We start from the raw sequence: 26,794 nt of genomic DNA, 5'->3' as shown, positions 1-26,794 counted from the left end.
GGCTCAATAGGCGAAGCGCAGCAGGCTGTCGCCCAGCTGGATCTGGTCGCCGTCGGCGAGCACGGCTTCCTGCACGATGGCGCCGTTGACGCGGGTGTGGTTCGTCGAGCCCATGTCGCGGATGCGGTAGCGCGCGCCGTCACGCCACACCGCGCAGTGGTGCCGCGAGACGGTGCCGTGCGCGACCTGCAGGTCGGCATCGACCGAGCGCCCGATCACCACCGGCGCAGCCGCCACCGCGGCGCGACGCCCGCGTCCCTGCCCCTGCACGATCTCCAGCCACGCATGGCGCGGCGCGCTGCCGGCCGCCAAGGCGACGCGCTGGGTGACGTGCGGATCGTGCCCTGCCGGCGCCGGCGCCTCGACCGGCGCCAGGGGCGGCGGCTGCGCGGCGGCTTCGGCCTGCTGCGCGGCGCCCAGTTCCCACACCCGCAACGAACGCCCCAAGCCCGGCAGCACGCGCTCGGGCAACGGCTCGCTGGCGAAGCGGCCGCGCAGCTGGCGCTGCATCGATTCGCACAGCACCACCTGCCCGGGTTGTGCCTGCAGGCACAGCCGCAGCGCCCACTCGGCCGGATTGCCGAGCACGGTGGGCGCGCCGGCATGCGCTTCGATGCGCGCCAGCCCGGCGCACAGCGCCACGGCGACCTCATGACCGAACGCCTCGCGCACACCGTGGGCGGCGCAGGCCGCCTGCCACGCGGAATCGCCCGCCAGCGGACGGTCGTCGAAGCAGGCCATCACCGTGCGTCCGCTGGCCGGCAGCACCCAGCCGCCGTCGCGGCGCAGGCGCTCGCCCACCCGCGAGAGCACTTCCAGCGCCCAATCCACGCGCCGCGTCTCGTCGGTGCGGCTGCGCACTTCGCAGTACACCACGCTGATCCAGCGCCGCGCACCGGCCTCGGCGCCGGCCCCGCGCTCGCGGCTGGGCAGCGCCTCGCCGCGCGCGATGCGTTCGCGCAGGGCCCGCGTGTCGTCTTCGATATCGGCGTCCAGTTCCTCGCGCAGCTGCGCGGCGAAGCGGTCGCACGCGGCCAGCGCCTGGGCGGATTCGCCGGCGCCGGCAAGCAGCCGCATCAGCTGGCGCAGGTGCGCCTCGTTCCATTCGTCCAGCGCCAGCAGGCGGCGCGCGGTGTCGGCGGCCTGCGGCAGGTGCCCGGCCAGCTCCTGCAGCTGGCACAGCCGCTGCAACGCGCTTTCGCCCAGGGTGACGAAGCGCCGCCGCGCCAGCTGCAGCCATTCCTCGAACTCGGCGCAATCCGGCAGCTGCAGTCCTTGCAGGAATTCGCCGGCGAAGCGCTGCGCGCGCAGGTCGGCCTGGGCCAGCCCGAGGCTGCCGGAGCCCTCGGCGGCCGCTTCCAGCGCCTGCACGTCGATCTCCAGCGCCGGCGAGGGCAGCAGCGCGACCTGCTCGCGGTCCACCTGCAGCGCGTCGCCCGCGCCGTGCAGGTCCAGGGCCTGCTTGAGGTTCGCCAGCACCTGGCGCAGGTTGGTGCGCGCCGCGGTGGGCGCCAGCTGCGGCCACAGCAGCTGGGCGATGTGCTCGCGCGAATGCGGCTGCGCGCGCTCCACCGCCAGGTAGCCCAGCAGCGCCCAGCCCTTGCGGTAATGGATCAGCCCGTCCAGCGATTCGGCGCCGCGCCGCAGCGCGCGCTCGCCGAGCAGGCACAGCTGCAGCGGGTCGCGGGGTGCGGCGGTGTTCATCGCTGCGTCGATGCCAGCGCGGGCGTGGCGATCGCCAGCTGTTGGCGCAGGCGGTCGATGGTGTCGCGCTGCGGCGCTTCGGGCGCGAGCCGGGGCAACAGCACGCGCGCGGCCTGTTCGAGCTGCGCGCTGGCCAGCTCGCCCTGGCCGGCGGCGGCCAGCGATTGCGCGTAGCCCAAGCGGCGCTTGGCGGTTTCGACGTGGTCCGCGCCCAGTTCGGCGGCCAGGGCATCCAGCGCGCGGCGACGCCACTGCACCGCGGTGGCGTGTGCGCGGTCGGTGTCGGCGAGCATGGCGTTGAGCTCGCACCAGTAGCCCAGCCTGCGCGGATTCAGCGCATCGACGTGGCGGCCGATGTCGGCCAGCTCCACCGAGGCTTCGGCCACGCGGCCGGCCTGCAGCCACCAGTCGGCGCGCAGCAGCCGGTGTCCCAGCGTGCCGGGGTGTTCGGCCGGATACAGCTGCAGCCAGCCCTTGAACGCCGGCTCGATCAGCGCGCCGGCAGCGTCCATGTGCCCTCGCCGCAGCAGGATGCGGGCGAGGTTGAGCTTGGCGCGCAGCACGGCGATGTCGCCCGGACCGAGGTTGGCAGCGCGGATGGCCAGCGAGCTGCGGAAATCGCGCTCGGCATCGGCCAGCGCGCCGCTGTCCTCTTCCAGCGAGGCGAGGTTGTTGAGCTTGATCGCGTAATCGATGGTGTCCTCGCCATCGGAAGCGGCCGATTCGCGCATCGCCGCTTCGTAGTTCGCGCGCGCCTGCGGCCAGTCGCCGAGGTCGTGCTGGGTGCTGGCCAGTTCGCCCAGCGCACCGCCGACCATCGAGCCGCCGCCATACAGCTGGCGCGTCAGCGCCAGCAGGTCCTGTTGCAAGGTGGCGGCCTCGCGCAGGCGGCCCTGCTCGCGCACGCAGATCGACAGGCCCGACAGCGAGGTGGCCATGCGCGCGTTGAAGGTCTGCCCCAACTGGCGCACGATCGCCAGCGCCTCGCGGTAGCGCTGTTCGCACTCGACGTACTCGCCGTTGTGGCCGGCCAGCATGCCCAGGTTGTGCAAGGTGGAACTGGTGGCCAGCGACTCGCGGCCCGCCTCCTTCAGGCGCAGCGCCAAGGCGCGGTGGAGCGCGCGTCCGGCGGCGTCGTTGTCGGTATCGATCAACGCCAGGCCGAGCGTGTTGTAGGAGTCGGCCATGTCCAGCGGGGGCGCCTTGATCGACTCGCGCAACGCCAGCGCGCGCCGCGCCAACGCGACCGAATCGGCGTTGCGGCCGTCGTTGCGCAGCATCACCGACCAATCGCTGATCGCCTTGGCGGCCAGGTCCGGGCGGCGCACCTGCGGGCCGAGGAATTCGTCCACCGCCGCCTGGAACATCGGCTCGGCACGCTTGGACTGGCCGATGTTGTTGAATGCCGAGGCCAGCACCGCGAGCAGCTGCGCATGCACCGCGCGGTCCTCGACCTGGCTCTGTTCGAGCTGGCGCGCGCCGGCATCGAGCACGTCGCGCGCGGTAGCGCCGTCGTGCCCGGAGCCCATCTTGGGGTCGGCGTACTTGAATGCATTGAGCAGCAGCTCGGTGACCTGCTGGGCGGTGGCGGCCGAGTATTCGGCGCGGTCGCGCTCGTCGCCCAGGCGCCAGACGAAGCCCACGGCGAGCACGGCGAACAACGTGGCCACGCTGGTTTCGCGCCAGCGCCGGCGCAGCAGCTTGCGCGCGTGGTACAGCCGGCCGCCCGGCATCGCCAGCACGCGCTGGTGCTGCTGGTAGCGGACGATGTCGTCCTCCAGCGCGGCCACGGCGCGGTAGCGGTCGCCCGGCTCGGGCGCGGTGGCCTTGCCAGCGATCGCGTCCAGCTCGCCGCCCAGGCGGCGATGCCAGGGCGCGGCGACGCCGAGCACGCTCGGGCGCGGCAGCAGCGCGCGCGGGTCCTGCGCATCGCGCGCGACGCGGCGATCGGCCAGCAGTTCCACCAGCAGCACGCCCAGGCTGTAGACATCGCTGGCCACGCTGATCGGCCGGCCTTCGAGCAGTTCCGGGCTGGCATAGGCCGGCGTGCAGAAATCGGCGGAGGTGGCGCCGGCGCCGAGCGCGCGCGCGATGCCGAAGTCCAGCAGCACCGGCTCGCCGTCCTCGCGCACCAGCACGTTGGCCGGCTTGAGGTCGCAATGCACGACAAGGTGGCGGTGCGCGGCCTCCACCGCGCGGCAGATGCGCCGGAACAGCGCCAGCCTCGCCGGCAGGTCGAGCGCGTGCGCTTGGCAATACTGGTCCAGCGGCAGACCCTGCACGTATTCCATGACCAGGTACGGCTGGCCGCCGGGCGTGGTGCCGCCGTCGTACAGGCGCGCGATGCCCGGATGCTGCAGTTGCGCCAACAGCTGGCGCTCGGCGGCCATGCGCGCGGCGATGGTGGCGTCGGCGGTGCCGTGCAGCAGCTTGATCGCCACGCGCTGGTGGTAGAGATCGTCGGCGCGTTCGGCGAGGAACACCGTGCCCATGCCGCCACTGGCCAGGTGTTCGACCAGGCGCCACGGGCCAAGCAGGTCGCCGGCATGCAGCTCGGTTTCCGGCGGTGCCGCGGCGCCCGCCTGCAGCGAACGGGTGTGGCGGTCGAGCATGGCTTCGACCAGCGCGATGGTGCGCAGGTCGGTGGTCAACTCGCGCAGGCGCTGCCGTTGCCGCGCCAACGGAACGGTCAACAATTCCTCAAACAAAGCCCGCGTGGCGCCGCCTTCTTCAGGCCGGCCGACGTCGTTCAGCGTCATGGCTTCCGGTGCCCTGGTGATTCCCCGCGCCGAGTCTAACGCCTCACGGCGCGCCGGGGAGGTCGCCCCGCCCGCAAAATGCGCGCTGCGTCGCTTCCGCCGGCCTGGCCTGCGGGGCGATCGGCAACGCGTTCATCCATCGCCCGCGCCATGCACCACGAGGGTGCCTGAGCCCGGGCCCCGGCTCAGGCCAGCGCGGTGCGCGGCCGCGCGCCGAGCCGCAGCCGCGCCTGGTGCTCCTGCGCCTCGTCCAGCGGCTGCAACACGACGAATTTCTCCGCCACCCAGGCCGCGACCGGCAGGCCGTCCAGGTACAGCACGCGATGGCCCGGCACGCGTGCCACGCGCTCGCCGGCGAGCACGCCGCCGAGCAGGTTGGCCGGGTCGCACGCCGATACGCACGTCCACTGCTGCGTGGGCGCGGCGCGGCGCACCTCGCGCAGCAGCCCGATGGCTTCGGGCAAGGCGAACTGCTCGCCGGAGAGCCCGCTGATGAAGCGTCCGCCGCGGATTTCGCCGCGAGCTTCCAGGCGCTGGTACACCCGCAGCAGTTCGCGCCACGGCGGCAGCCACGTGGCCTCGCGTTCGAGCAGGCGCCAGCAGATCACGCCGTAGCGGCGCAGCAAGGTGCGCGCGATGTGTTCCACCGCGTCGTGCGTGCGTTGCGCGTCCTCCACTGCCGGCAGCGCGCGCAGCGGCGCCCAGCGGCCGGCATCGCGGATGCCGTGCAGCGACAGCCGCCGGCGTTGGCGCGACAGCGCCGAGGGGCGCTTGGACGCCGGTACCAGCAGCGCGCGCAGGCCGGCATAGCTGTCGCAATGCAGGCGCCCGCGCATCACGCCTTCGGCCAAGGCGTCCTCCAGTTCGGTGGACATCAGGTGCAGCGCATCGCCGATCTCGTCGAAGAAGCTGGCGCCGTTCGCGTCCAGGTAATCCACCACGCGCTGCGCGCGCGAACCGAGCGCGGCGTCGTCGGCCTGCGCGCCACCGGCGACCCGTTGCCAGCGCGCCGATTCGCGGCGCGGCAGCAGCACCACCGGTGCGGCGCGCAGGCTGCCACCGCCGCCGCGGGCATTGGGCGCGGGGCGCAGGCGGCGCCAGGTGACGCGGCCGGCGGTGCACAGTTCGTCCAGCCAGTCTGGCTGGTAGTCGCGCACGCGCGCGGGCAGCAGCTCGGTTTCCCACACCGCGGCCGGGGCCTCGAAGCCTTCCAGTTGCGCCAGCACGCCGGCCAGCGCCTCCGGGCCGGTGACGCGCGCGGTGTCTTCCAGGCGCTGCCACTGGAACAGGAAACGCGCGTAGTCGCGCGGGGCGACCGGCTCGATCTCCCGGCGCAGGCGGCCGAGCGTGTAGCGATGAATCCGCGCCAGCAGGTGGCGCTCGCACCACTCTTCCTGCGTCGCCCCGGGGCTGAAGGGCCCAGCCATGACATAGCCTTCGCCGCGCAGCGCCTGCAGCGCCTGGAGGATGTCGGCCTCCGGCAGGTGCAGCGCCTGCGCCAGTACGCCGGCCGGCGTGGGGCCCCAGGCGGACAGGCGCGCACGCACCAGCTCGCGCAGCGCGGCATCGCGCTGCCAATCGGCGACGCGGCAGTCGGCGGGCACGCGCAAGACCGGGCGCGCGGTGGCGGCCGGATACAACGGCGCCATCGTCTCGATGCGCTCCACGCTCACCCACAGCGCGATGCCCGCGGCATCGTCGCGCAGGCAACTCGCACGCCCGGCGCGCGCCAGCGCTTGCAGCCAGTCGAGCCAGCCTTCGCCGGCCGCCGCCTCGTCGGCGCGGAGCACCCCGAGCGATGCGAGCGCTTCGTGCATTTCCTCCACATCGCGCGGTTGCGGCCAGGCCTCCTCGCGCACGGCCGCAATCGCCTCCGGATCCAGCCGGCCGAGATCGTCGGCGCTTTCCGGATCGCGATAACGCCGCGTCTGCACCGCCTGCGTACGTCGCTCTTCCAGCGGTGCATCGTCGAGGAAGGCATAGGGGCGCGCGTTGAGCGCCTCGGCCGCCAGCGGCGAAGGCGCGGCCAGGTCGCGCGCGACCACGCGGATCCGGCCCGATTCCAGGCCCCGCAACACGCCCAGCCACCCCTCGGTATCCATCGCCTCGTACAGGCAATCGTGCATCGTCTGCGCGACCAGCGGATGGTCGGGCACCTCGCGCTCGCCGACGATGTTCTCCAGGCACGCGACCTGGTCGGGGAACACGGTCGCCAGCAGGTCTTCGGATTTCATCCGCTGCAGCTGCGGGGCCACCTTGCGCCCGCCGGTGAAGCGCGGCAGCGCCAGCGCGTTGGTGGCGTTCCAGCGCCAGCGCACGCCGAACAGCGGCGCGTCCAGCAGCGCCTGCACCAGCACGTGCTCAGCGGAGCTGGAATGCAGGTAGCGCGAGACGTCGACCAGGTCGAAGCTGTGGCTGGTGGACAGCGACAGCACGATGGCGTCCTCGGTGGCGGCGGCCTGCAATTCGAAATTGAAGTTGCGGCAGAAGCGCTTGCGCAGCGCCAGGCCCCAGGCGCGGTTGATGCGGCTGCCGAACGGGGAGTGGATGACCAGCTGGGTGCCGCCGGTGTCGTCGAAGAAACGCTCCATCACGATGCACGCATGCGTGGGCAGCGCGCCGAGCTCGGCGAAGGCCTGGCCCAGGTAGTCGAGCAACTGGCGCGCGGCCTCCTCGTCCAGGCCGAGCGCTTCGCGCAGCCAGGCGTGGGTGGCTTCGCGGCCATCGCGCGGCAGGCGCGTGGCGATGTCCTCGCGCAGCCGTGCCACGGCATGCGAAAGCTCGTCGGTGCGGCCGGGCGCCTCGCCCAGCCAGAACGGGATGCTCGGCGGCGCGCCCTTGGCATCCTCCACGCGCAGCCGTCCCGGCTCGATGCGCAGGATGCGGTAGCTGGCGTTGCCGAGCTGGAACACGTCGCCGGCCAGGCTTTCGACCGCGAAATCCTCGTTGACCGTACCGATGTGCTCGGCCTGCGGTTCGAGCGTGACGGTGTAGTCGCCGGTCTCCGGAATGCTGCCGCCGGAGGTGAGCGCGGTCATGCGCGCGCCGCGCCGCGCGTGCAGGCGGCGGTTGACCGCATCGCGGTGCAGGTAGCTGCCGCGCGGGCCGAGCCGGGTGCTGAAGCCGTCGGCGAGCATGCGCACCACTTCGTCGAAGCGCGCGCGCGGAAGTTCCGCGTACGGGGCGGCGCGCGTCACCAGCGCGTACAGGGCGTCCTCCTCCCAATCCTGGCAGGCCACCTCGGCCACGATCTGCTGGGCCAGCACGTCGATGGGCGCATCGGGAAAGCGCAGCGCATCCAGTTCACCGCGGCGCACGGCATCGAGCAGCGCGACGCATTCGACCAGCTCGTCGCGCGAGGCCGGGAACAGCCGCGCCTTGGGCGTGCCGCCCACCGCGTGGCCCGAGCGCCCGGCGCGCTGCAGGAACGTGGCGATCGAGCGCGGCGAACCGAGCTGCACGACGAGATCGACATCGCCGATATCCAGGCCCAGCTCCAGCGAGGCGGTGGCGACCAGCACGGTCAGCTCGCCGGCCTTCAGGCGCCGCTCGGCGGCCAGGCGCAGCTCGCGCGACAGGCTGCCGTGGTGGGCGGCCACGCGATCTTGCCCCAGGCGCTCGCCCAGGTGCCGTGCCGCGCGCTCGGCCATGCGCCGCGTGTTGACGAACACCAGCGTGGTGCGATGCCCGCGCGCCAGCGTGGCGACTTCCTCGTAGACCTGCTGCCACTGGTCGTTGGACATCACCGCCGACAACGGCGTGGGCGGCAGGCCCAGCGCCAGGTCGCGCGCGCGCGTGTAGCCGATGTCGACGATGGCGCATTCCTCGCCCGCCGCACCGGACAGGAACCGCGCCACGCGCTCGATCGGCTTCTGCGTGGCCGACAGGCCGATCCGCTGCAGCGGCTGCCCGGTGAGCGCCTGCAGGCGTTCCAGCGTCAGCGCCAGGTGGCTGCCGCGCTTGTCGGCGGCCACGGCGTGGATCTCGTCGACGATCACGCTGCGCACATGGCGCAGCGATTCTCGCCCGGAGGCAGACCCCAGCAGCACGTAGAGCGATTCGGGCGTGGTCACCAGGATGTGCGGCGGGCGCTTGCGTGCGGCGGCGCGCTCGCGCTGGGGGGTGTCTCCCGTGCGCACGGCGGTGCGGATTTCCACCGGCGGCAGGCCGTCCTCGGCCAGCACCTCGACGATGCCGCGCAGCGGCGCTTCCAGGTTTATGTGGATATCGTTGGACAGCGCCTTCAGCGGCGAGACGTAGACCACGCGGGTCTCGTCCGGCAACGCGCCCCCATGGGCCACGCCCTCGCGCAGCAGGCCGTCGATCGCGGCGAAGAAGGCGGTGAGCGTCTTGCCCGAGCCGGTCGGCGCGGCCACCAGCGTGTGCTGCCCGTCGAGGATGCGCGGCCACGCCTCGACCTGCGCCGCGGTGGGCGCACCGAAGCGCCGCTGGAACCAGCGGGCGGTGACCGGGTGGAAGCGGCGCAGGACCGGATGCATGGGGCGGGCCTCGAAGAGCGGCTGCGCGCAGCGTAACGCTGCGCGGGGGGAAGCCCTGAGATGGGGTCGGCGGCGGCCCGCGCCAACCGCGGGCGGTGAACCGGTTCAGCGGGCCGCCGGCCGATTGTGCGGGCACGCGCCGGCTGGCAGAGTGCGGCGATGACCTTGATCCTGCTGATGATCCTCGGCGCCGCCGGTTTTGCCTGGTGGAATGCCGCCCGCGCCGCCGCCGAACGCGCCGAGGCGCTGGGCCGAAATGCCTGCCGCGCCGCCGACGTGCAGTGGCTGGACCAGAGCGTGCATGCCATCGGCACGCGCGTGTGCCGCCTGCCGAACGGCCGGCTCGGCCTGGAGCGCACATTCCGCTTCGACTATTCGCACGACGGCGTGGACCGCCAGAGCGGCCGGATGGTGCTGCGCGGCGGTGAACTGGTGTCCTTCACCGGGCCGGCGATGGCCACGGTGACGCCGCTGCGCCCGCGCGACGAGGAAAGCTGAAAGGATTGGCGCCGGTGTCCCGGCGCCCGCGCGGCGGCGACCGGAAATCCTCCGAAACCGCACGCGCCAGGACGCCGAGGCCGCTGGCCGGGGCTGACGCCCCACCTGCCACGGCGACCTTCGTGACCTATTTCACGACCCGCAGATGCGGCCGCTTGCCCGCCGGCGGCGGGGTATCCTCGGGATCGGGGCGTTCGTCCGCGCCGCCTTCAAGTTCTTCCTGCGTACCGCCGGTCCCCGGCAGGTCATCCGGCAGCGCCATGCCCTGCCCGGTCTCGCGCGCGTACACCGCCAGCACGGCCGACATCGGCACCTGCACCGGGTAGCTCACCCCGCCAAAGCGCGCGGTGAAGCTGATGCCGTCGTTGTCGATGCTCAGGCGCACCACGGCGCGCTCGGCGATATTGAGGACGACGCGGCCGTCCTTCACCGCGCCGGCCGGCACCTGCACGCCCGGCAAGCCGGCGTCGACCAGCAGGTGGGGGGTCATCTGGTTGTCGTTGATCCACTCCACCAGGGCCCGCAACAGGTACGGACGGTGGCTGGTCATGCGGGGAAAGTCTTCGCTCATGGGCGACAGTTTACGCGCCCGCGCCACGCGCGCGCCTCCCCGGCCGCACCGCGCGCGCCGTACCGGTCAGCGCGGCCTCAGACCGGCATGTCGCGCAGTTTCTTTTCCTGGTCGGTCAAGCTGCGGATGAAGCCCGGGTTGCGGAAGATGCGGTTGCCGTAGTCCTCGATCGCCTTGCCGTCCTTCGGCAGCGGGATGTCCAGCGACTGCAGGCGCCAGATGATCGGGGCCATCGCGCAATCGGCCAGGCTCATTTCCGGATTGAGGAAGAACTTGCTCGCCTTGAACAGCGGCACCGAGGCGGTGAGCAGTTCCTTCAGGCGCTTGCGGCCGGCTTCGGCCTGGGTCTTGTTGCCCAGCTGGATCGCCTGCACCTGCGGCACCCAGTCGTGCTCGATGCGCAGCATCGCCAGGCGCAGGCGCGCGCGCGAGAGCGGATCGACCGGCATCAGCGGCGGGTGCGGGTAGCGCTCGTCCAGGTATTCGCTGACCACCGAGGCCGCGTACAGCACCAGCTCGCGCTCCACCAGCGTGGGCACGGAGTGGTACGGGTTGAGGTCGATCAGGTCCTCGGGCGGATTCTGCGGGTCCACCGCCACCAGGTCATAGGTGACGCCCTTGGCGGCCAGCACCAGGCGCACGCGATGGCACAGCACATCGTCGGTGGAGGAAAACAGGGTCAAGGTATTCCGCATACGCACACTCGTCGCCATTCAAGGCTCTCCAACGACCGGAATCCGCCGGTCGCAACGACGCCGCCGACCCAGTGCCGGTGGTCGCCCCGTGACCCGAGTGTGCAATCAGCCGTCACAAAAGCCAATAGCGATGCTGCGCCTCGGAGCCTGTGGCGCGGCGGCCGCGCGGGCCGCCGCGTCGGTCAATGCACGTCCCGCCAGTATTCCTTCTTCACCAGGTAGGCCAGGAAGGTCAGGAAGGCCAGGAACAGCACCACCCACACGCCCATGCTCTGGCGCTTGAGCGCGGCTGGCTCGCCGGCGTACTCGAGGAAGTTGGTGATGTCGCGCACCGCATGGTCGAACTCGGCCGGGCTCAGCTTGCCGGGAGCGGCCAGCTTCAGCGCCACCACCGGCTTGTCCATGCCCGGCGCTTCGGCCTCGCCGTACTCGGGCTGCTGGATGCCTTGCAGTTCCCACAGCGGGTTGGGCATGGACACGTTCGGGAACAGCTTGTTGTTCCAGCCCAGCGGCCGCGTCTGATCCGGATAGAACGACTTCTGGTAGGTGTACAGCCAATCCGCGCCGCGCACGCGCGCGATCAGGCTCAGGTCCGGCGGCGCCTTGCCGAACCACTGCGTGGCGCCGTCCTTGGGCATCGAGGCTTCGATGTGGTCGCCGATCTTGGCACCGGTGAAGTTGAGGTGGTTCATCACCTCTTCCTCGCTCAGCCCCAGGTCGCTGGCCATGCGCGAGTAGCGCAGGTATTTCAGCGAGTGGCAGCCCGAACAGTAGTTCATGAACAGCTTGGCGCCGCGTTGCAGCGAGGCCTGGTCGCCGAGGTCGTTGCCGGCCTGCAGCAGCGCACCGCCTTCGGCGGCCATTGCACCGGCGCTGAGCAGCAGGCCCGACGCCAGCAGCGCCAGGCGGGTGGTCCATCGCGTCTTAGTCATGCGTCGTCACCCGTTCCGGCACCGGCTTGGTCTTGTCCAGCTTGGTCCACAGCGGCATGGTGATGAAGAAGGCGAAGTACAGGAAGGTCAGCACGCGCCCGATGTAGGTCTCGTGGATGTCGGTGCCCGGGCCCGAGCCGATGATGCCCAGCCACACGAAGCACACCGCCAGCACGCCCAGCGCCACCTTGGAGATCCAGCCGCGGTAGCGGATCGAGCGCACCTTGGCCTTGTCCAGCCACGGCACCAGGAACAGGATCGCGATGGCCGAGAACATCACCAGCACGCCGCCGAGCTTGTTGGGCACCACGCGCAACATCGCGTAGTACGGCGTGTAGTACCACACCGGCTTGATGTGCTCCGGGGTGACCAGGCGGTTGGCCTCGGTGAAGTTGTCGTGCTCCAGGAACAGCCCGCCGAAGCCCGGCGCGAAGAAGATGATGAAGGCCGCCAGGATCAGCAGGAAGCCCACGCCCACCATGTCCTTGACCGTGTAGTACGGGTGGAACGGGATGCCGTCGGCCGGCGCGCTGGGCGACCAGCGATTGCCCTTGGGCCCCTTCTTGATCTCCACGCCGTCCGGGTTGTTGGAGCCCACCTCGTGCAGCGCGCCCAGGTGCAGCACCACCAGCAGCAGCAACACCAGCGGCAGCGCGATGACATGCAGGGCGAAGAAGCGGTTGAGCGTGGCGTCGCTGGGCAGGTAGTCGCCCATGATCCATTCGGTGAGCCCGTTGCCGATCACCGGGATGGCGCCGAACAGCGAGATGATCACCTTCGCGCCCCAGAACGACATCTGGCCCCACGGCAGCACGTAGCCCATGAAGGCTTCGGCCATCAGCACCAGGTAGATCAGCATGCCCAGGATCCACACCAGTTCGCGCGGCTTCTGGTAGCTGCCGTACATCAGCCCGCGGAACATATGCAGGTAGACGACGATGAAGAACAGCGAGGCGCCGGTGCTGTGCATGTAGCGGATCAGCCAGCCCCACTCCACGTCGCGCATGATGTATTCGATCGAGGAGAACGCCTCGGCCGCGCTGGTCTTGTAGTGCATCGTCAGGAAGATGCCGGTGACGATCTGGTTCACCAGCACGACCAGCGCCAGCGAGCCGAAGTAGTACCAGACGTTGAAGTTCTTCGGCGCGTAGTACTCGCTGACGTGCTTGCGGTAGACCGGCATCAAGCCGGGCGCGCGGGCGTTGACCCAGTCGAACACCCCGTTGGCGGTACGGACAAGGATGTTGGCCATGATCAGGCGGCCCCCGTGGTGGGCGCGGCGCCGTCGGAGGACGGGTCCACGCCGATGATGATGGTGTTGTCGTCCTGGTAGTGGTGGGGCGGCACCAGCAGGTTGATCGGCGCCGGCACGCCGTCGAAGACGCGGCCGGACATGTCAAAGCGCGACTTGTGGCAGGGGCAGAAATAGCCGCCCTTCCACTGCGGGTCGTAAGGCTCGGGGCGGATCTCGGCCACCATCTCCGGCGAGCAGCCCAGGTGCGTGCACAGCCCCACCAGCACGGAGATCTCCGGCTTGATCGAGCGGTACTCGGGGTTCTTCAGCACGTAGTCCGGCTGCTGGTCCTTGTTCTCGGACTTGGCATCCTTCAACCGGTCGTCCAGCGAGGGCAATGCGTCGAGCATCGCCTTGGAACGCTTGACGATCCAGATCGGCTGGCCGCGCCATTCCAGGATCAGGCGCTGGCCTTCCTGCAAGGCGCTGATGTCGGCGGTAATCGGTGCGCCGGCCAGTTTGGCGCGCGCACTGGGATTCCACGACTTGATGAAAGGTACCGCGAGAAAACCTGCTCCTACTGCACCGACGACAGCGGTGGTCGCGGTCAGGAACCGTCGACGTCCCGTGTTGGCGGGTTCGTTAACCCCATCGTTGGCCATCCGGCTCTCCGATCTTTTGTTTTAGGTAGCTTGCGGCTGCCAGCGGCCTGCTGGGGGTCAGGCCGGGAATGAATCCGTACCGAGTGTAGCGGAAGCCTTAATGGCCAGACAATGCGCCAGCGCCGCTTTCTTGCACGCCGTCCGTCGGGCGGCGCTGGCCGCGCTCACTGCGCGCTGGCCATGGCGCCGCGGTAGCGCTCGGCCAGGACGCCCACGCGCTGCACGTAGCGCTGGGTTTCGCTGTAGGGCGGCACGCCGCCGTGGCGGTCCACCGCGCCCTCGCCCGCGTTGTAGCCGGCGGCGGCCAGCTGCAGGTTGCCGTTGAAGCGCTTCAGCAGCCACGACAGGTACTGCACGCCGCCGCGGATGTTTTGCGATGCATCAAACGAGTCGCTGACGCCGAAGCGGCGCGCGGTGGCCGGCATCAGCTGCATCAGGCCCTGCGCGCCGGCGCGGCTGAGCGCGGTGGGGTTGTAGGCCGATTCGGCGTGGATGATCGCCCGCACCACCGCCTCCTCCACGCCGTACTCGCGCGCGGCCGCGGCGATCTCGCTGGCGTAGGCATTGGTGTTGAGCCGCACCGCGCCGAAGTTCACCCCGGGGTTGAGCCCGCAGGCGTAGCAGGTCTCGATGTAGCTGTAGCGGATCGTGCGCAGGCCCTGGATGCTGGCCGTCTGCGCGGGGCGGGCGCTGGTGTAGTGGCGCACGCCGTCCTTCATGTAGGAATAGACCTGGCCGCTGACCACGCGCCGCGGCGGCGTGGTGACGGCGACCGGCACCGGGGTGATCGCCTTGGGCGCGAGCGCGGCGGCGGTGGCCGGCAGCGGGCCGGACGGTGCGAGCGCGGCGGCGCTGGTCGCCACCGGCACGGCGGCCGGCGCGAGCGCCTTGGCCACCGACGCGGGCGGTTCGGCCTTGGCCACCGACGCGGCGGCCGGGCGCGGGCGACTGGCCGCGCGCGGGGTGCCGCCGCGGAACTGGCCCACCGTGGTGCACGACGCGCCCGCCGGCCGCTTGCTGACATAGCTGGGCACGCCATCGCCGCCGATGCACTTGTACACAGTGCCGGCACTGGCCGGTGCGACCGGCAGCGCAATGACGAGCGCGAGCCCCAGTTTCCCCAGCATCCCCTTCATGGCGCGGAGTATCCGGCGTCCGGGCGGGGAATCCAAGTGCAGGCCGCGTGTTTCGGGCGCATGCCCGCTTTTCCGGGGCCTGGAAGGGCGAAAACCCTTGCGATTCAGCGCGATCCCCGCGCCCGGCGTACAATGCCCGGCTTCCTCCGGCCCCCGTGGCCGCCTGCCCGCCACCCGTCTGGAATAAGCGCCATGCCCGGGACGCCCGCCGCCGAAACCCTCGCCACGCCCGCCGTGGACACCGCTGCCTCCCCCGCCCCGGGCCTGGTCCCGCTGCCCGGCGTGCGCAAGCCCGTGCCCGGTGGGGCGCGCGGCAAGCTCTACATCAAGACCCACGGTTGCCAGATGAACGAGTACGACTCGGCCAAGATGGCCGACGTGCTCGCCGACGCCGAGGGCCTGGAACTGACCGACGTGCCCGAAGAGGCCGACGTCATCCTGATCAACACCTGCTCGATCCGCGAGAAGGCGCAGGAGAAGGTCTTCAGCCAGCTCGGCCGCTGGAAGGCGCTCAAGGCCGGCGACAAGCCGGTGATCATCGGCGTGGGCGGCTGCGTGGCCTCGCAGGAGGGCGAGGCGATCGTCAAGCGCGCGCCCTACGTGGACCTGGTGTTCGGGCCGCAGACGCTGCACCGCCTGCCGGAACTGATCCGCGAGCGCCGCCAGTCCGGCCGGCCGCAGGTGGACATCAGCTTCCCGGAGATCGAAAAGTTCGACCGCCTGCCGGAGCCGCGTGCGGAAGGGCCCTCGGCGTTCGTGTCGATCATGGAAGGCTGCTCGAAGTACTGCTCGTTCTGCGTGGTGCCCTACACGCGCGGCACCGAGGTCAGCCGCCCCTTCGAGGACGTGCTGGTGGAAGTGGCGCAGCTGGCCGCGCAAGGCGTGCGCGAGATCAACCTGCTGGGCCAGAACGTCAATGCATACCGCGGCCCGTACGGCGACGGCGAGATCGCCGACCTGGGCCTGCTGATCCGCACGATCGCGCAGATCGAGGGCGTGGGCCGCATCCGCTTCACCACCTCGCATCCGCTGGAGTTCAGCGATTCGCTGGTGGATGCGTACCGCGACGTGCCGCAGCTGGCCAATTTCCTCCACCTGCCGGTGCAGGCCGGCAGCGACCGCATCCTGAGCGCGATGAAGCGCGGCTACACGGCGTTGGAGTTCAAGGCCAAGATCCGCAAGCTGCGCGCGGTGCGGCCGGATATCTCAATCAGTTCGGACTTCATCGTGGGTTTCCCCGGCGAGACCGATGCGGATTTCGAGAAGACGATGAAACTGATCGAGGACGTGGGGTTCGACCAGAGCTTCTCCTTCATCTATTCGCGGCGGCCGGGCACGCCGGCTTCCGACCTGGCCGACGACACGCCGGAGGCGACCAAGCATGCGCGGCTCTCGCGCTTGCAGGCGCACATCAACGCGCATGCGGCGAAGATTTCCGAGGCGATGGTGGGTTCGGTGCAGTCGGTGCTGGTCGAAGGGCCTTCGCGCAAGAATCCGAACGAGCTGACCGGCAAGACGGAGAACATGCGATCGGTGAATTTCCCGGGGCATCCGCGATTGGTCGGGCAGTTCGTGGATGTCTTGATCACCGAGGCGCTGAGCAATTCGCTGCGCGGGCGGGTGGTCGGAGCGGACTGATCTTCGCGGGATTTGGTTTGGGATGGGGCGGCCCTTGGCCGCCCCCACCCTCCCCTTGAATGCCCACCGACCGCAACCGCATACTCCCCCTCTCTGAGCGGGCGCGCCTACGCCACCCGCCAGCCACGGACGCAACGTCCACCAGGGGAAAACCAGTGCGGAAAAGGAACTTCGCGGTCGCCGCGATGACGGCGCTTGCGCTGTCAGGCTGCGCTACCGGCTATCGCAGCATCAATACGCCACTGCTTGGCTTCAGCGGCGGCTACTGGGACCAGCGCGGCCCCGGCCAGCTGATCAAGGTCGGCTTCTCCGGCAATGGCTACATCGATGCCGCCACCGTCTCCGATTACCTGCTCTACCGCTGCGCCGAAGTCGCACAGCGCGAGGGCGGCACCCACTTCGTGCTGTACGAAAACCTGCCGTCCGCCATCTCCGACCGCCGCAGCAGCGATCGCCACGTGTTCACCACGTACGGCAAGCCCACTGGACACGCCTACATCCTGCTGGTGCCCGCCGATGCGCCCAGCGCGCTGTCCGTGCAGGAGGTGCTCGATCGCCTCGGCCCCAAGGTCAAGCCAGACAACAAACCCGCCGCGCCAGCGAACCGGGAGCGCTCCGCATGAGCCGCACCCTGCGTTTTCTCGCGCCGATCGCGCTGCTGGCGTTGGGCAGTGGCTGCATGAGCATCTACAAGCTTCCGCCCGGTGCGCCGGCCGCGTCGATGCGCGTGGCGCCAGGCGTGCAGCCCTGGATCTGCGCCAACGGTCCCGCGCAGATCCTGCCCACCGGCAAGGACGGACGCGCGCAGATTCCCGCCGGGCAGCCGATCACCATCGGGGCGAGTTTCTATTCGAGCGACGGCTACATGAACTATTCGTGCCGCACCAGCGTGAGCATCACGCCCGAACTCGGCGCGCGCTACTACCAGGACTGGGAAAGCGAGGCGGAGCGCTGCCGTGCGCTGATCTACCGCGAGACCGCGGATGCCCGCGTCGGCCTGGATTTCGAGCCGTCGGTGGGCAGCGGCGGCGCCGGCTGCACGAAGTAAGCCGCTGGCCGCGACCGGTGCGGGTCGCGGCCCTCAGTCCAGGCGTTTGCGGAAGCGCAATACCGCCAGCACCATCATCACCGCGCTGAAAACCACCAGCGCCATGGCGTCGGGCCACAGCTCGGGCAACTGCGCGCCCCGCAGCATCACCCCGCGGATCAGCCGCATGAAATGCGTCAGCGGCAACACCTCCGCCAGCCACTGCGCCGGCGCGGGCATGCCGTCGAATGGGAACATGAAACCGGACAGCAGCATCGAGGGCAGGAACAGGAAGAACGTCATCTGCATGGCCTGGAACTGCGATTGCGCGATCGTCGAGACCAACAACCCCATGCTCAGGTTGGCGACGATCAGCAGCATCGACACCAGGTACACGGCCAACAACCCGCCCGTCACCGGCACCTCGAACAGCCAGCCGCCCAGCCCCAGGATCACGCTGGCCTGCACCAGGCCAACCACGATGTACGGCAGCACCTTGCCGATCATCAACTCCGCGCTGCTCACCGGCGTGGTGATCAGCATTTCCAGGTTGCCGCGCTCGCGCTCGCGCACGATCGCCATGGCGGTGAACATCACCAGCGTCATCGTCAGGATCACGCCGATCAATCCGGGGACCACGTTGATCGCCGAGCGCCGCTGCGGGTTGTACAGCGGCAGCACGCTGATGCGCATCGCCGACTGCGCGGTGGACATGCGGCCATCCAGCGGGGTCTGCGCCAGCTGACGCGCGGCGGCCTGCACCGAGGTGTCCGCGCCATCCACGATCACCTGCATCACCTCCCTGCCCTCGCTCAGGCGCCGCTCGAAATCCGGCGGCACCACCAGCCCCACCTCGATGGTGCCGGCGCGGATCAGCGCCTGGATTTGCGCCGGCGTCTGCGCGCTCGCCACCGGCTCGATGACGTCGGTAGCCAGCATGTCGCGCACCAGCATGCGCGAGCCGGCGGTGTCGGCCTGGTCGGCCACGGCCGCGGGCAGGTGGCGCACGTCCAGGTTGATGGCGTAACCGAACAGCAGCAACTGCAGCGTCGGGATGCCGATCATCATCGCCAGGGTCATGCGGTCGCGGGTCATCTGCCGCAGCTCCTTGACCATCACCGCGTAGATCTGCGCGAGCTTCATGCGGCAGCCTCCTCGCGATGGCGCGTGGCGGCGACGAAGACATCCTCCAGGCTCGGCGCGATGGGCGCCACCTCGGCCTGGAAGCCGGCGCGTTGCAGCGCGTCGGCCACACCAGCCGGGTCGCCGTGGCCCGGCGAACACAGCACACGCAGCTCGTTGCCCACCTGCGCCACCGAAAGCACGCCGTCGATGGCATGCAGTTGCTTCTGCACCTGCCGCAGCGCATCGCTACGCACGCCCAGCGTGCGGCCCTGCAGCTGCCCGGTCAGTTCGGACGGGGTGCCGTTGGCCACCAGGCGGCCACGGTCGAGGATGGCGATGCGGTGGCAGCGCTCGGCCTCGTCCATGTAATGCGTGGAGACCAGAAGCGTGGTGCCGGCGTCGGCCAGGTCGAAGAGTTTTTCCCAGAAGTCGCGCCGCGATTCGGGGTCCACCGCGCTGGTCGGTTCGTCGAGCAGCAGCAGTTGCGGCGCATGCACTACCGCGCCGGCCAGGGCCAGGCGCTGCTTCTGGCCGCCGCTCAGCGTGCCGGCCAGCTGCTTGTGCAGCGGCTCCAGGGCGTAGGCGTGCAGCAACTCCTCCACCCGCGCTCCGCGCCGGCCGCGCGGCAGGCCCTGCACCGTGGCCAGGAACATCAGGTTCTCGCGCACGGTGAGGTCTTCGTAGAGCGAGAAGCGCTGGGTCATGTAGCCGATGCGGCGGCGCAGTTCCTCGGCCTGCCGGGGAATCGACAGGCCCAGCACCTCGATCTGGCCCTCGGTCGGCGTGAGCAGGCCGCACAGCATGCGGATGGTGGTGGACTTGCCCGAGCCGTTCGGGCCGAGGAAGCCGTACACGCGCGCACGCGGCACGTCCAGGTCGACGTGGTCCACGGCGGTGAAGGCGCCGAAGCGCTTGGTCACGCCGCGCGCGTGGATCGCCACGCCGTCCTCGCCCGCCGCGGACGGCGCGGCGGCGGCCCGGGATGCCGGCTCATTCACGTGGGGCGTCCGCCAGGCGCACCTGCACCGGCACGCCGACCGGCAGGCGGTTGGCGCTGGCCGGCAGCTGCACTTCGGCCAGGTAGGTCAGGCGCTCGGCATCGCTGCCGGACAGCGCGTAGTACGGGGTGAACATCGGCTCGCTGCGGATCATCCGCACGCGGCCCTGGAAGACTTCGCGGCTGCCGGCCACGCTGACCGGCAAGGTCTGGCCGATCGCCACGCGCGCGCGGGCGGTGGCCGGCACGTAGATGCGCGCGTAAGGCGAATCGCCGACCAGCAGGATCGCCAGCGCCGCGCCCACCGGGGCCTGGTCGCCGAGCTTGTACGGCAGGCTGTCCACCCGGCCGTCGCGCGGGGCGACGATGTCGAGCTTGTCCAGATTGACCGCCTGTACCGCCGCTTCGGCCTGCGCGGCCCGCAGCGACGATTCGCCCTGCGCCAGTTCCTCCGCGCGCGTGCCGTTGCGCAGTTCCAGCAGCGCCTGCTCGGCCGCGCGCACCTGCGCCTGCGCATCGCCGGCGGCGGCGCGGGCGCGGTCCACGTCCGCGGCCGCCACCAGTTGCTGCTTGCCCAATGGCTGCAGGCGCGCGTAGTAAGCGCTGGCATCGCGCGCCTGCGCCTGCGCGGCAGCCAGTTGCGCCTGCGCCTGGGCGACCTGCTCGCGCCGCGGGCCGTTGACCAGTTCCCGCAGCGACTGCTCGCGCTGCGCGCTCTGCGCCTGAAGCCCCTGCAACTGCGCGCGCGTGCGGTCCGGCTCCAGCCGCAACAGCCGGGTGCCGGCACGTACCTGGTCGCCCTCGTGCACGTCCATCGCGACGATCCGCTCGGAGGCCGGCGCCGGCAGCGTGATGCGGTCCCACTCCAGCGTGCCGAGCAACGGTTCGGGCTCGCGCCGGCAGCCGGCGCCCAGCAGCGCGGCGGCCAACGCCAGCATCGTGATGCCCCATCGCAGGTTGCGGTCCACGTCGTGCTCCTGCCGCTCAGGGCGGCGTCATGCCATGGCGCAGCAGCGCCAGCGCGTGCCGGGCGATAGCCGCGGCGTCCAGGTCCTGCGCACCCAGCACGCCGCGCCAGATCGGCGCGCCGGCGATGGGGAACAGGGTCAGCCCGATCAAAGACGTCATCAGCAAGCGGGGATCGAGTGCGGGATGGATCTCGCCGCGCACCTGCGCGGCGGTGAAGCGCGCGACCATGATCCGCGCGGTGGCCGGTGCGACCTCGCGCATCAGCAGGCCGCGCAGCGCGCCGCCTTCGCACAGCACCTCGCGCACCCACAGCTGCGGCCACCAGGGATGGCGCTCTACGATGTCGAAGATGCCGGCGACAAACGCCTGCACGGTCGCTTCCACGTCGTCCCCCGCCGCCGCCAGCCGCTCGCCCAGCCCGACCACCGCCGGCAACAGGCGCTGCGCCACCAGGGTCTGCAGCAGCTGTTCCTTGTCGCCGAAGTAGTAGTTCACCAATGCGGGCGTCACGCCGGCCTGCTGGGCGATATCGCGCAGCCGCGTCGCCGCGACGCCTTGCCGCACGAAGCAATCCAGCGCGGCTTCCAGCAGCCGGGCCTGCTGGTCTTCGGCGCTCGCCGCGCCGGGCCGTCCGGGCGCGCGGCGCGGCGGGGCTTTCTGCTTGCGTACGGGAGGACGCGGCGGGCGCATGGCAAATATTTAAATCGACGTTTAATTAAGCCGGAGTGAACCCGCCCGGTGGGCGTCGGCGGGCCCGACGCGCTACCCTTTCCCTCCCTTGATTCCCCCGCGTGCGCGATGCCGCGCCGCCGATGTCTCCAATGACCACGCCCACCCAACGCGACTTCACCCTCGAGCCGTCCGACAGCGAACGCCTCGCCAACCTTGCCGGTCCCTTCGATGAAAACCTGCGCCAGATCGAACTGCGGCTGGGCGTGGAAATCGCCAACCGCGGCAACATCTTCCGCGTCACCGGCCCGGCCGAGGCGGTCGATTCGACCGAGAAACTGCTGCACAGCCTCTACGAGGAAGCGGCCGACACGACCTTCGACAGCCACGCCATCCACCTGCGCCTGAACACCGCCAACGTCGACCACGTGGTGGAGCGTGCGTACGCGCCGCAGGACGTGGCCATCAAGGTCAAGCGCGGCACCGTGCGCGGCCGCGGCGCCAACCAGTCCAAGTACCTGCACCAGATCGCCACGCACGACATCAACTTCGGCATCGGCCCGGCCGGCACCGGCAAGACCTTCCTGGCGGTGGCCAGCGCGGTGGAGGCGTTGAACGAATCGCGCGTGCAGCGGCTGATCCTGGTGCGCCCGGCGGTGGAGGCCGGCGAGAAGCTGGGCTTCTTGCCCGGCGACCTCAGCCAGAAGGTGGACCCGTACCTGCGCCCGCTGTACGACGCGCTGTACGAGATGCTGGGCGTGGAGAAGGTGGTCAAGCTGCTGGAGAAGAACGTCATCGAGATCGCGCCGCTTGCCTACATGCGCGGCCGCACGCTCAACGATGCGTACGTGATCCTGGACGAAGCGCAGAACACCACCATCGAGCAGATGAAGATGTTCCTGACCCGCCTGGGCTTCGGCTCCACCGCGGTGGTCACCGGCGACCTGACCCAGGTCGACCTGCCCAAGCACGTGAAATCGGGCCTGCGCGACGCCGTCGAGGTGCTGCGCGATGTGGACGGGGTGAGCTTCACCTTCTTCGAAGCGCGCGACGTGGTGCGCCACCCGTTGGTGGCGCGCATCGTCAACGCCTACGAGAAGCGCGAGGCCACCGACCGCCAGAGCGGAGCGGCGCCGTGACGCGCGGTCCGGTCCGCCTCGACGTGGCGGTGAGCTATGCCCTGCCCCGCGCCGGCCTGCCGGCGGCGGTGAGCTTTCGCAAGTGGGTGGCCGCCGCGCTGAAGGGCCGCATCCGCGAGGCGGACCTGGCCATCCGCCTGGTGGACGCGCGCGAAGGCCGCGCGCTCAACCAGCATTACCGTGGCAAGGATTACGCCACCAATGTGCTGAGCTTTCCGGCCGAGTTGGCCGAAGGCCTGCCCAAGGGCGTCAAGCTGCCGCTGCTGGGCGACCTGGTGATCTGCGCGCCGGTCGTGGCGCGCGAAGCGAAGGAACAAGGCAAAACGCTGGCCGCGCACTATGCCCACCTCACCGTGCACGGCACGCTGCACCTGCTGGGCTGGGACCACGAGGACGACAAGGAGGCCGAGGCGATGGAGCAGTTGGAGCGCGAGATCCTGGCCGAGCTGGGCATCGAGGATCCCTACCTCGGCGAGCGTTGATGCTTCGCTTATGATGCGGACATCGCGGCGACTGCACGCCGATCGTTGATCTTGCCCATGTCCCTGCCCGTCCTTCGTTCGCTCTGCGCCACCGGCCTGCTGGTGGCCATCGCCACGGCCGCGCACGCCGCCGAGGCGCCCACCGCGCGGCCGGACCTTGCCGCGCTCATCGAATGCCGCGCCCGCGAGGCCGATTTCGCCGCCCTGCAGCCGGTGCTGGCCGACCCGCTCAAGGCCGTCGCGCTGGGCTGGCGGCCGCTGCCGCAGGGCAACCTGTTCATGACCGAGTACGCGCTCAACACGCCGATCACCGTGTTCGGCCACCCGAGTTCGCAGATCGCCTTCTCCGGCCCCAGCGTGATGGCCATCCTCGACCTGCCCGACCCGCGCCCGCTGGCCCGCCAGCTGCAGCTGGAGGAAGGCGTCGATACCGCCGAGAAGGTGATGTACGGCCGCGAGGTGCTGAGCCAGGACACCACCGACCCGCGCACCGGCGAGGCGATGATCGAGTCCATCGTGCTCAGCGTCTCCAACGTGAAATCGCACCCCGGCAAGACGCTGGCCGGCTGCAGCTACAGCCTGGACCTGCCCGAGGGCCCGGCGCCCGACGCGCCAGACGCCCCGGACGCGCCGGTGAAGGCCCCCGCCGCCGCCGGCTGAAACCGCCCCGCCACCCGCAGCGCCGCCGCCCGGTGGCCTGCTAGACTCCGTTCACCGCCCTTACTTCGGGCGCTGTTTCCCCCAATCGATGTCAGAAGACGACAGTAGTCAAAGCACGCCCGAACCCCACGAAAAACGCCGCAGCTGGCTCGAACGCCTGGGCGCGGCCTTCTCGGGCGAACCCCATACCCGCGATGAACTGGTCGCCGTGCTGCGCACGGCCGAGCAGGATGGCCTGGTCGGGCCCGATACCCTGCGCATGATGGAAGGCGCCATCTCGGTGGCCGAGCTGACCGTGGGCGACGTGATGATCTCGCGCTCGCAGATGGTCTCCCTGCCCGGCGAGGCGCGCTTCCTGGACCTGATGAAGCAGGTGGTCGAGTCGGGCCATTCGCGCTTCCCCGTGCACGGCGAGAACAAGGACGAGATCCTCGGCATCCTGCTCGCCAAGGACCTGCTGCGCGGCGTGGTCGCCGACAACGGACCGGGCACGATCCGCGAGCTGCTGCGCCCGGCCGTGCTCATCCCCGAATCGAAGAAGCTCAACGTCCTGCTGAAGGAGTTCCGCCTCTCGCGCAACCACATGGCGATCGTGGTGGACGAGTACGGCGGCGTCGCCGGCCTGGTGACCATCGAGGACGTGCTGGAGCAGATCGTCGGCGAGATCGACGACGAGCATGACGAGGCCGAGGACGCCACCGCGCTGATCGCCGTGCAGGCCGACGGCCAGTACGTGGTGGACGCGCTGACGCCGATCGAGGATTTCAACGAGCGTTTCGGCTCCGAATTCCCCGACGACGATTACGACACCATCGGCGGGCTGGTCACCGAAGCCTTCGGCCACCTGCCGGAGACCGGCGAGGAACTGACCCTGGACCGCTTCGTGTTCCGCGTGGCCCGGGCCGACGCCCGCCGCGTGCGCGCCTTCCACGTCAGCATGCTGCCGCAGCTCGCGCAGGACGAGGTTTGAGCGTGACGCCGTTCCGTTCGGCGGCCCGGCGTTGCGCCTGGCTGGCCTGGGCCGCGCTGCTGGCGCTGCCCGGGCTGCACGCCCAACCCGCGGCGCCGGCGGCGCCCGCGCCCGTGGCGGTGGCCCAGCCTGCGCCGGTGGCGCCACCGCCGCGCATCGGCGTGGCGACGATGCAGCCGGGCGAGGTGTTCTTCGAGCGCTTCGGCCATGACGCCATCGTGGTGGTCGATCCGGTGAGCGGCGCGGCGACCTCCTACAACTTCGGGTTCTTCGACCCGAGCGAGCAAGATTTCATCGGCCGCTTCGTCAAGGGCGAGATGATGTACTACCTCGTCGCGCTGCCGTTCGAGCAGGACATGGCCTCCTACCAGGAAGCCGGACGCGGGGTCAGCATCCAGTGGCTGGACCTCACCGACGCGCAGGCGCGCCAACTCGCCGCGGCGCTGGCCGAGCGCGCCAAGCCGGAAAACGCCCGCTACCACTACGACTACTTCACCGCCAACTGCGCCACGATGGTCCGCGATTACATCGACCAGGCGCTGGGCGGCGGGTTGCAGCGCCAGCTGGCCGGCCGCTCGCGCGGCAACACGTACCGCAGCGAAGCGGTGCGCCTGGCCTCCCCGGCGTGGTGGATGTGGCTGGGTTTCGACCTGGGCCTGGGGCCCTACGCCGACAAGCCGCTCTCGCGCTGGCAGGAAGCCTTCGTGCCGATGCGCCTGGCCGAGAGCCTGGCGCAGGCCCGCAACAGCGAAGGCCGCCCGCTGGTGCTGGCCACCCAGCCTTTGCTGCCGCAGCGCGTGGCCCCGGAGCCGCCGGAACGTGCCCGCCATTGGTGGCCGTGGCTGCTGGCCGGCGTGGTCGTGGCCGCGCTGATCTTCGCCGCGCGCCGCCACCGCCGCGCCGTGGCCGCCTTCGCCGTGCCGTTCTGGCTGCTGTGCGTGATCGCCGGCGGCCTGCTGCTGTACCTGTGGGCGTTCACGGCGCACGCCTCGGCCTGGGGCAACCGCAATCTGCTGCTGCTCAACCCGCTGTGCCTGTGGCTGCTGGCGAGCGCTTGGCCGCTGCTGCGCGGCCGGCGCCCCCTGCCCGGCTTCGCCTGGGTGGCCTGGGCGGTGGTGGCCAGCGGCGTGCTCGCGCTGGTGATCGACTGGCTGTCGTTCCAGCCGCAGTACAACCTGCAGTGGATCGTGCTGTTGCTGCCGATCCACGTGGCGCTGGCCGCGGTGCTCGGCCGGCGGGACTTGCCGGCCGCCGGCCGCTGACGCACGATCGCCCCATGGTCACTGCGGCGGATCAACGCGACACCGGCAACCCGGCCTGCGTCATCACCTGCGCCTGGTACGACGGCGCGGGGCATCGCCATGACATCCACCTGGACCGGATCAGCGACTGCCTGGCGCAGCCGGAAGGCTTCGTGTGGGTGGGCCTGTACGAGCCGGCGCAGCAGGTGCTGGACAAGATCCAGGAAGAATTCTGCCTGCACGACCTCGCCATCGAGGACGCGGCCAAGGCGCACCAGCGCCCGAAGGTGGAGAGCTACGGGCACTCGCTGTTCGTGGTGGTGAACACCGCGCAGCTGGTCAACGACCGTATCCGCTATGGCGAGACGCACGCCTTCCTGGGCGCGCGTTTCCTGGTGACGGTGCGCCACGGCGCGTCGCTCTCGTACGCCCCGGTGCGCGCGCGCATGGAGCGCGACGCGGAGATGATGAAGCTGGGGCCCTCGTTCGCGCTGTACGCGATCCTGGACTTCGTGGTCGACAATTACTTGCCGATCATGGACGAGTTCCGCGACACGCTCGAAGCGCTGGAGAAGGACATCTTCGCGGAGAACTACAGCCGCCACACCGTGGTGAAGCTGTACGAACTCAAGCGCGAGCTCAACAAGATGCGGCTGGTAGTGGCGCCGCTGCAGGACGTGCTGGCGCATGTGCGGCGCAACCACGGCACCCTGGTGTCCGACGAGGTGGGTATCTACCTGCGCGACGTGCTGGACCATGCCAAGCGCATCAACGATGCCATCGACACGCTGCGCGAGATGCTGGGCACGGCGCTGAGCGTGAACCTCTCGCTGGTAACGCTGGCGCAGGGTGAAACGGTGAAGCGGCTGGGTGCCTGGGCGGCCTTGCTGGCCGCGCCGACGCTGATCACCAGCTGGTACGGGATGAACTTCGCGCACATGCCGGAGCTGGGGGGACGGTATGCGTATCCGCTGCTCGCGGCGGGGGTGGTGGTGGTGTGCGTGGGGTTGTATCGGTTGTTCAAGCGGGCGCGGTGGTTGTAGGTTTTTTGGTTGGCGCGCTTTTTTGGGCGGGTTGTTGCGTTGTCTTACGGTGCGGGCACCGGTCTGCCGGGTATGGTCGTCACGGCTCAGCAGACGTCCTGTCCGATTCGCCGCCGCGGGCCATCCATGGCCCGCTGACGCCCA

At 70.4% G+C, this 26,794-nt stretch carries 23 protein-coding genes; 10 read left to right on the top strand and 13 right to left on the bottom strand.

The annotated features are described in order from the left end of the window. Positions 1-3 precede the first annotated feature (3 nt). The 3 genes from P6166_RS12585 to P6166_RS12575 all read right to left on the bottom strand — a co-directional run bounded on the left by P6166_RS12585 (position 4) and on the right by P6166_RS12575 (position 8,962). A complete protein-coding gene (locus P6166_RS12585; RefSeq protein ID WP_277764804.1) occupies positions 4-1,704 on the bottom strand; it encodes an FHA domain-containing protein in 1,701 nt (566 codons plus the stop codon). Further along, positions 1,701-4,397, bottom strand: a complete 2,697-nt coding sequence (locus P6166_RS12580) for a serine/threonine-protein kinase (RefSeq protein WP_277764803.1) — start codon at positions 4,395-4,397, stop codon at positions 1,701-1,703. The genes P6166_RS12585 and P6166_RS12580 overlap by 4 nt, the downstream gene beginning before the upstream one ends. Positions 4,398-4,648: 251 nt before the next feature. Next, positions 4,649-8,962 carry a DEAD/DEAH box helicase gene (locus P6166_RS12575; protein WP_277764802.1) on the bottom strand — a complete coding sequence of 1,438 codons (4,314 nt, stop codon included), beginning with the start codon at positions 8,960-8,962 and terminating at the stop codon, positions 4,649-4,651. A gap of 159 nt (positions 8,963-9,121) precedes the next feature. Here P6166_RS12575 and P6166_RS12570 point away from each other — a divergent pair, with 159 nt between their 5' ends. After that, complete coding sequence (locus tag P6166_RS12570) at positions 9,122-9,460, top strand: DUF3301 domain-containing protein (RefSeq protein WP_277764801.1); 339 nt, start codon at positions 9,122-9,124, stop codon at positions 9,458-9,460. A gap of 127 nt (positions 9,461-9,587) precedes the next feature. Here P6166_RS12570 and P6166_RS12565 read toward each other — a convergent pair whose 3' ends face one another. The 6 genes from P6166_RS12565 to P6166_RS12540 all read right to left on the bottom strand — a co-directional run bounded on the left by P6166_RS12565 (position 9,588) and on the right by P6166_RS12540 (position 14,690). Next, complete coding sequence (locus tag P6166_RS12565; RefSeq protein ID WP_277764800.1) at positions 9,588-10,031, bottom strand: ClpXP protease specificity-enhancing factor; 444 nt, start codon at positions 10,029-10,031, stop codon at positions 9,588-9,590. 77 nt (positions 10,032-10,108) lie between these two features. Beyond that, positions 10,109-10,744: a glutathione S-transferase N-terminal domain-containing protein gene (locus P6166_RS12560; RefSeq protein ID WP_130318077.1), complete on the bottom strand. Its 636-nt coding sequence runs from the start codon at positions 10,742-10,744 to the stop codon at positions 10,109-10,111. Positions 10,745-10,908: 164 nt separating this feature from the next. Beyond that, the gene (locus P6166_RS12555; RefSeq protein ID WP_277764799.1) at positions 10,909-11,658 is read right to left on the bottom strand and encodes a cytochrome c1; all 750 of its coding nucleotides are present in this window, start codon (positions 11,656-11,658) and stop codon (positions 10,909-10,911) included. After that, positions 11,651-12,910 (bottom strand): cytochrome bc complex cytochrome b subunit, encoded by a 1,260-nt coding sequence (locus P6166_RS12550; RefSeq protein WP_277764798.1) that lies wholly within the window; start codon positions 12,908-12,910, stop codon positions 11,651-11,653. Before P6166_RS12550 ends, P6166_RS12555 begins: the two co-directional genes overlap by 8 nt. 2 nt (positions 12,911-12,912) lie before the next feature. Next, complete coding sequence (petA, locus tag P6166_RS12545; protein ID WP_277764797.1) at positions 12,913-13,554, bottom strand: ubiquinol-cytochrome c reductase iron-sulfur subunit; 642 nt, start codon at positions 13,552-13,554, stop codon at positions 12,913-12,915. 164 nt (positions 13,555-13,718) lie between these two features. After that, the gene (locus P6166_RS12540) at positions 13,719-14,690 is read right to left on the bottom strand and encodes a lytic transglycosylase domain-containing protein (protein ID WP_277764796.1); all 972 of its coding nucleotides are present in this window, start codon (positions 14,688-14,690) and stop codon (positions 13,719-13,721) included. A gap of 192 nt (positions 14,691-14,882) precedes the next feature. Here P6166_RS12540 and miaB point away from each other — a divergent pair, with 192 nt between their 5' ends. From miaB to P6166_RS12525, 3 genes are all read left to right on the top strand, one after another. After that, a complete protein-coding gene (gene miaB, locus P6166_RS12535) occupies positions 14,883-16,328 on the top strand; it encodes a tRNA (N6-isopentenyl adenosine(37)-C2)-methylthiotransferase MiaB (protein WP_277764795.1) in 1,446 nt (481 codons plus the stop codon). 185 nt (positions 16,329-16,513) lie between these two features. Continuing rightward, entirely contained in the window at positions 16,514-16,951 is a 438-nt protein-coding gene (locus P6166_RS12530; RefSeq protein WP_277764794.1) for a hypothetical protein, read from the top strand. Further along, on the top strand, positions 16,948-17,376 hold the full coding sequence (locus tag P6166_RS12525) for a hypothetical protein (protein ID WP_277764793.1): 429 nt from the start codon (positions 16,948-16,950) through the stop codon (positions 17,374-17,376). Before P6166_RS12530 ends, P6166_RS12525 begins: the two co-directional genes overlap by 4 nt. A gap of 33 nt (positions 17,377-17,409) precedes the next feature. Here the strand turns inward: P6166_RS12525 and P6166_RS12520 are convergent, their stop codons facing one another. Genes P6166_RS12520 through P6166_RS12505 form a run of 4 tightly spaced genes read right to left on the bottom strand, consistent with a single transcriptional unit; the run spans position 17,410 to position 21,136 of the window. Beyond that, positions 17,410-18,498 carry an ABC transporter permease gene (locus P6166_RS12520; RefSeq protein WP_277764792.1) on the bottom strand — a complete coding sequence of 363 codons (1,089 nt, stop codon included), beginning with the start codon at positions 18,496-18,498 and terminating at the stop codon, positions 17,410-17,412. Next, the gene (locus P6166_RS12515) at positions 18,495-19,415 is read right to left on the bottom strand and encodes an ABC transporter ATP-binding protein (RefSeq protein WP_277764907.1); all 921 of its coding nucleotides are present in this window, start codon (positions 19,413-19,415) and stop codon (positions 18,495-18,497) included. The genes P6166_RS12520 and P6166_RS12515 overlap by 4 nt, the downstream gene beginning before the upstream one ends. Before the next feature lie 55 nt (positions 19,416-19,470). Continuing rightward, the gene (locus P6166_RS12510; RefSeq protein ID WP_277764906.1) at positions 19,471-20,415 is read right to left on the bottom strand and encodes an HlyD family efflux transporter periplasmic adaptor subunit; all 945 of its coding nucleotides are present in this window, start codon (positions 20,413-20,415) and stop codon (positions 19,471-19,473) included. A gap of 46 nt (positions 20,416-20,461) precedes the next feature. Beyond that, complete coding sequence (locus tag P6166_RS12505; RefSeq protein ID WP_277764791.1) at positions 20,462-21,136, bottom strand: TetR/AcrR family transcriptional regulator; 675 nt, start codon at positions 21,134-21,136, stop codon at positions 20,462-20,464. A gap of 131 nt (positions 21,137-21,267) precedes the next feature. Here P6166_RS12505 and P6166_RS12500 point away from each other — a divergent pair, with 131 nt between their 5' ends. The 6 genes from P6166_RS12500 to P6166_RS12475 all read left to right on the top strand — a co-directional run bounded on the left by P6166_RS12500 (position 21,268) and on the right by P6166_RS12475 (position 26,650). Further along, positions 21,268-22,254, top strand: a complete 987-nt coding sequence (locus tag P6166_RS12500) for a PhoH family protein (RefSeq protein WP_277764790.1) — start codon at positions 21,268-21,270, stop codon at positions 22,252-22,254. Continuing rightward, the gene (gene ybeY, locus P6166_RS12495; RefSeq protein ID WP_277764789.1) at positions 22,251-22,736 is read left to right on the top strand and encodes an rRNA maturation RNase YbeY; all 486 of its coding nucleotides are present in this window, start codon (positions 22,251-22,253) and stop codon (positions 22,734-22,736) included. Before P6166_RS12500 ends, ybeY begins: the two co-directional genes overlap by 4 nt. 57 nt (positions 22,737-22,793) lie before the next feature. Continuing rightward, positions 22,794-23,396: a hypothetical protein gene (locus P6166_RS12490; protein ID WP_277764788.1), complete on the top strand. Its 603-nt coding sequence runs from the start codon at positions 22,794-22,796 to the stop codon at positions 23,394-23,396. Positions 23,397-23,484: 88 nt separating this feature from the next. Beyond that, positions 23,485-24,366: a transporter associated domain-containing protein gene (locus P6166_RS12485; protein ID WP_277764787.1), complete on the top strand. Its 882-nt coding sequence runs from the start codon at positions 23,485-23,487 to the stop codon at positions 24,364-24,366. 113 nt (positions 24,367-24,479) lie between these two features. After that, the gene (locus P6166_RS12480) at positions 24,480-25,628 is read left to right on the top strand and encodes a DUF4105 domain-containing protein (protein ID WP_277764905.1); all 1,149 of its coding nucleotides are present in this window, start codon (positions 24,480-24,482) and stop codon (positions 25,626-25,628) included. A gap of 14 nt (positions 25,629-25,642) precedes the next feature. After that, the gene (locus tag P6166_RS12475) at positions 25,643-26,650 is read left to right on the top strand and encodes a magnesium and cobalt transport protein CorA (protein WP_277764786.1); all 1,008 of its coding nucleotides are present in this window, start codon (positions 25,643-25,645) and stop codon (positions 26,648-26,650) included. Positions 26,651-26,794: the final 144 nt, after the last annotated feature.

Origin of the sequence: Stenotrophomonas sp. HITSZ_GD, from assembly GCF_029543105.1 — a bacterium.
GTDB lineage: Bacteria > Pseudomonadota > Gammaproteobacteria > Xanthomonadales > Xanthomonadaceae > Stenotrophomonas_A.
The sequence above is the reverse complement of the archived record's forward strand: the minus strand, read 5'-3'. Positions and strand labels throughout refer to the sequence as shown.

What these genes read in the sequence shown, in the direction of transcription:
- P6166_RS12585 (WP_277764804.1), bottom strand. Translation starts at nt 1,704, where the DNA reads ATGAACACCGCCGCACCCCGCGACCCGCTGCAGCTGTGCCTGCTCGGC.
- P6166_RS12575 (WP_277764802.1), bottom strand. Translation starts at nt 8,962, where the DNA reads ATGCATCCGGTCCTGCGCCGCTTCCACCCGGTCACCGCCCGCTGGTTC.
- P6166_RS12570 (WP_277764801.1), top strand. Translation starts at nt 9,122, where the DNA reads ATGACCTTGATCCTGCTGATGATCCTCGGCGCCGCCGGTTTTGCCTGG.
- P6166_RS12565 (WP_277764800.1), bottom strand. Translation starts at nt 10,031, where the DNA reads ATGAGCGAAGACTTTCCCCGCATGACCAGCCACCGTCCGTACCTGTTG.
- P6166_RS12560 (WP_130318077.1), bottom strand. Translation starts at nt 10,744, where the DNA reads ATGGCGACGAGTGTGCGTATGCGGAATACCTTGACCCTGTTTTCCTCC.
- P6166_RS12555 (WP_277764799.1), bottom strand. Translation starts at nt 11,658, where the DNA reads ATGACTAAGACGCGATGGACCACCCGCCTGGCGCTGCTGGCGTCGGGC.
- P6166_RS12550 (WP_277764798.1), bottom strand. Translation starts at nt 12,910, where the DNA reads ATGGCCAACATCCTTGTCCGTACCGCCAACGGGGTGTTCGACTGGGTC.
- petA (WP_277764797.1), bottom strand. Translation starts at nt 13,554, where the DNA reads ATGGCCAACGATGGGGTTAACGAACCCGCCAACACGGGACGTCGACGG.
- P6166_RS12540 (WP_277764796.1), bottom strand. Translation starts at nt 14,690, where the DNA reads ATGAAGGGGATGCTGGGGAAACTGGGGCTCGCGCTCGTCATTGCGCTG.
- miaB (WP_277764795.1), top strand. Translation starts at nt 14,883, where the DNA reads ATGCCCGGGACGCCCGCCGCCGAAACCCTCGCCACGCCCGCCGTGGAC.
- P6166_RS12530 (WP_277764794.1), top strand. Translation starts at nt 16,514, where the DNA reads ATGACGGCGCTTGCGCTGTCAGGCTGCGCTACCGGCTATCGCAGCATC.
- P6166_RS12525 (WP_277764793.1), top strand. Translation starts at nt 16,948, where the DNA reads ATGAGCCGCACCCTGCGTTTTCTCGCGCCGATCGCGCTGCTGGCGTTG.
- P6166_RS12520 (WP_277764792.1), bottom strand. Translation starts at nt 18,498, where the DNA reads ATGAAGCTCGCGCAGATCTACGCGGTGATGGTCAAGGAGCTGCGGCAG.
- P6166_RS12510 (WP_277764906.1), bottom strand. Translation starts at nt 20,415, where the DNA reads ATGCTGGCGTTGGCCGCCGCGCTGCTGGGCGCCGGCTGCCGGCGCGAG.
- P6166_RS12505 (WP_277764791.1), bottom strand. Translation starts at nt 21,136, where the DNA reads ATGCGCCCGCCGCGTCCTCCCGTACGCAAGCAGAAAGCCCCGCCGCGC.
- P6166_RS12500 (WP_277764790.1), top strand. Translation starts at nt 21,268, where the DNA reads ATGACCACGCCCACCCAACGCGACTTCACCCTCGAGCCGTCCGACAGC.
- P6166_RS12490 (WP_277764788.1), top strand. Translation starts at nt 22,794, where the DNA reads ATGTCCCTGCCCGTCCTTCGTTCGCTCTGCGCCACCGGCCTGCTGGTG.
- P6166_RS12485 (WP_277764787.1), top strand. Translation starts at nt 23,485, where the DNA reads ATGTCAGAAGACGACAGTAGTCAAAGCACGCCCGAACCCCACGAAAAA.
- P6166_RS12475 (WP_277764786.1), top strand. Translation starts at nt 25,643, where the DNA reads ATGGTCACTGCGGCGGATCAACGCGACACCGGCAACCCGGCCTGCGTC.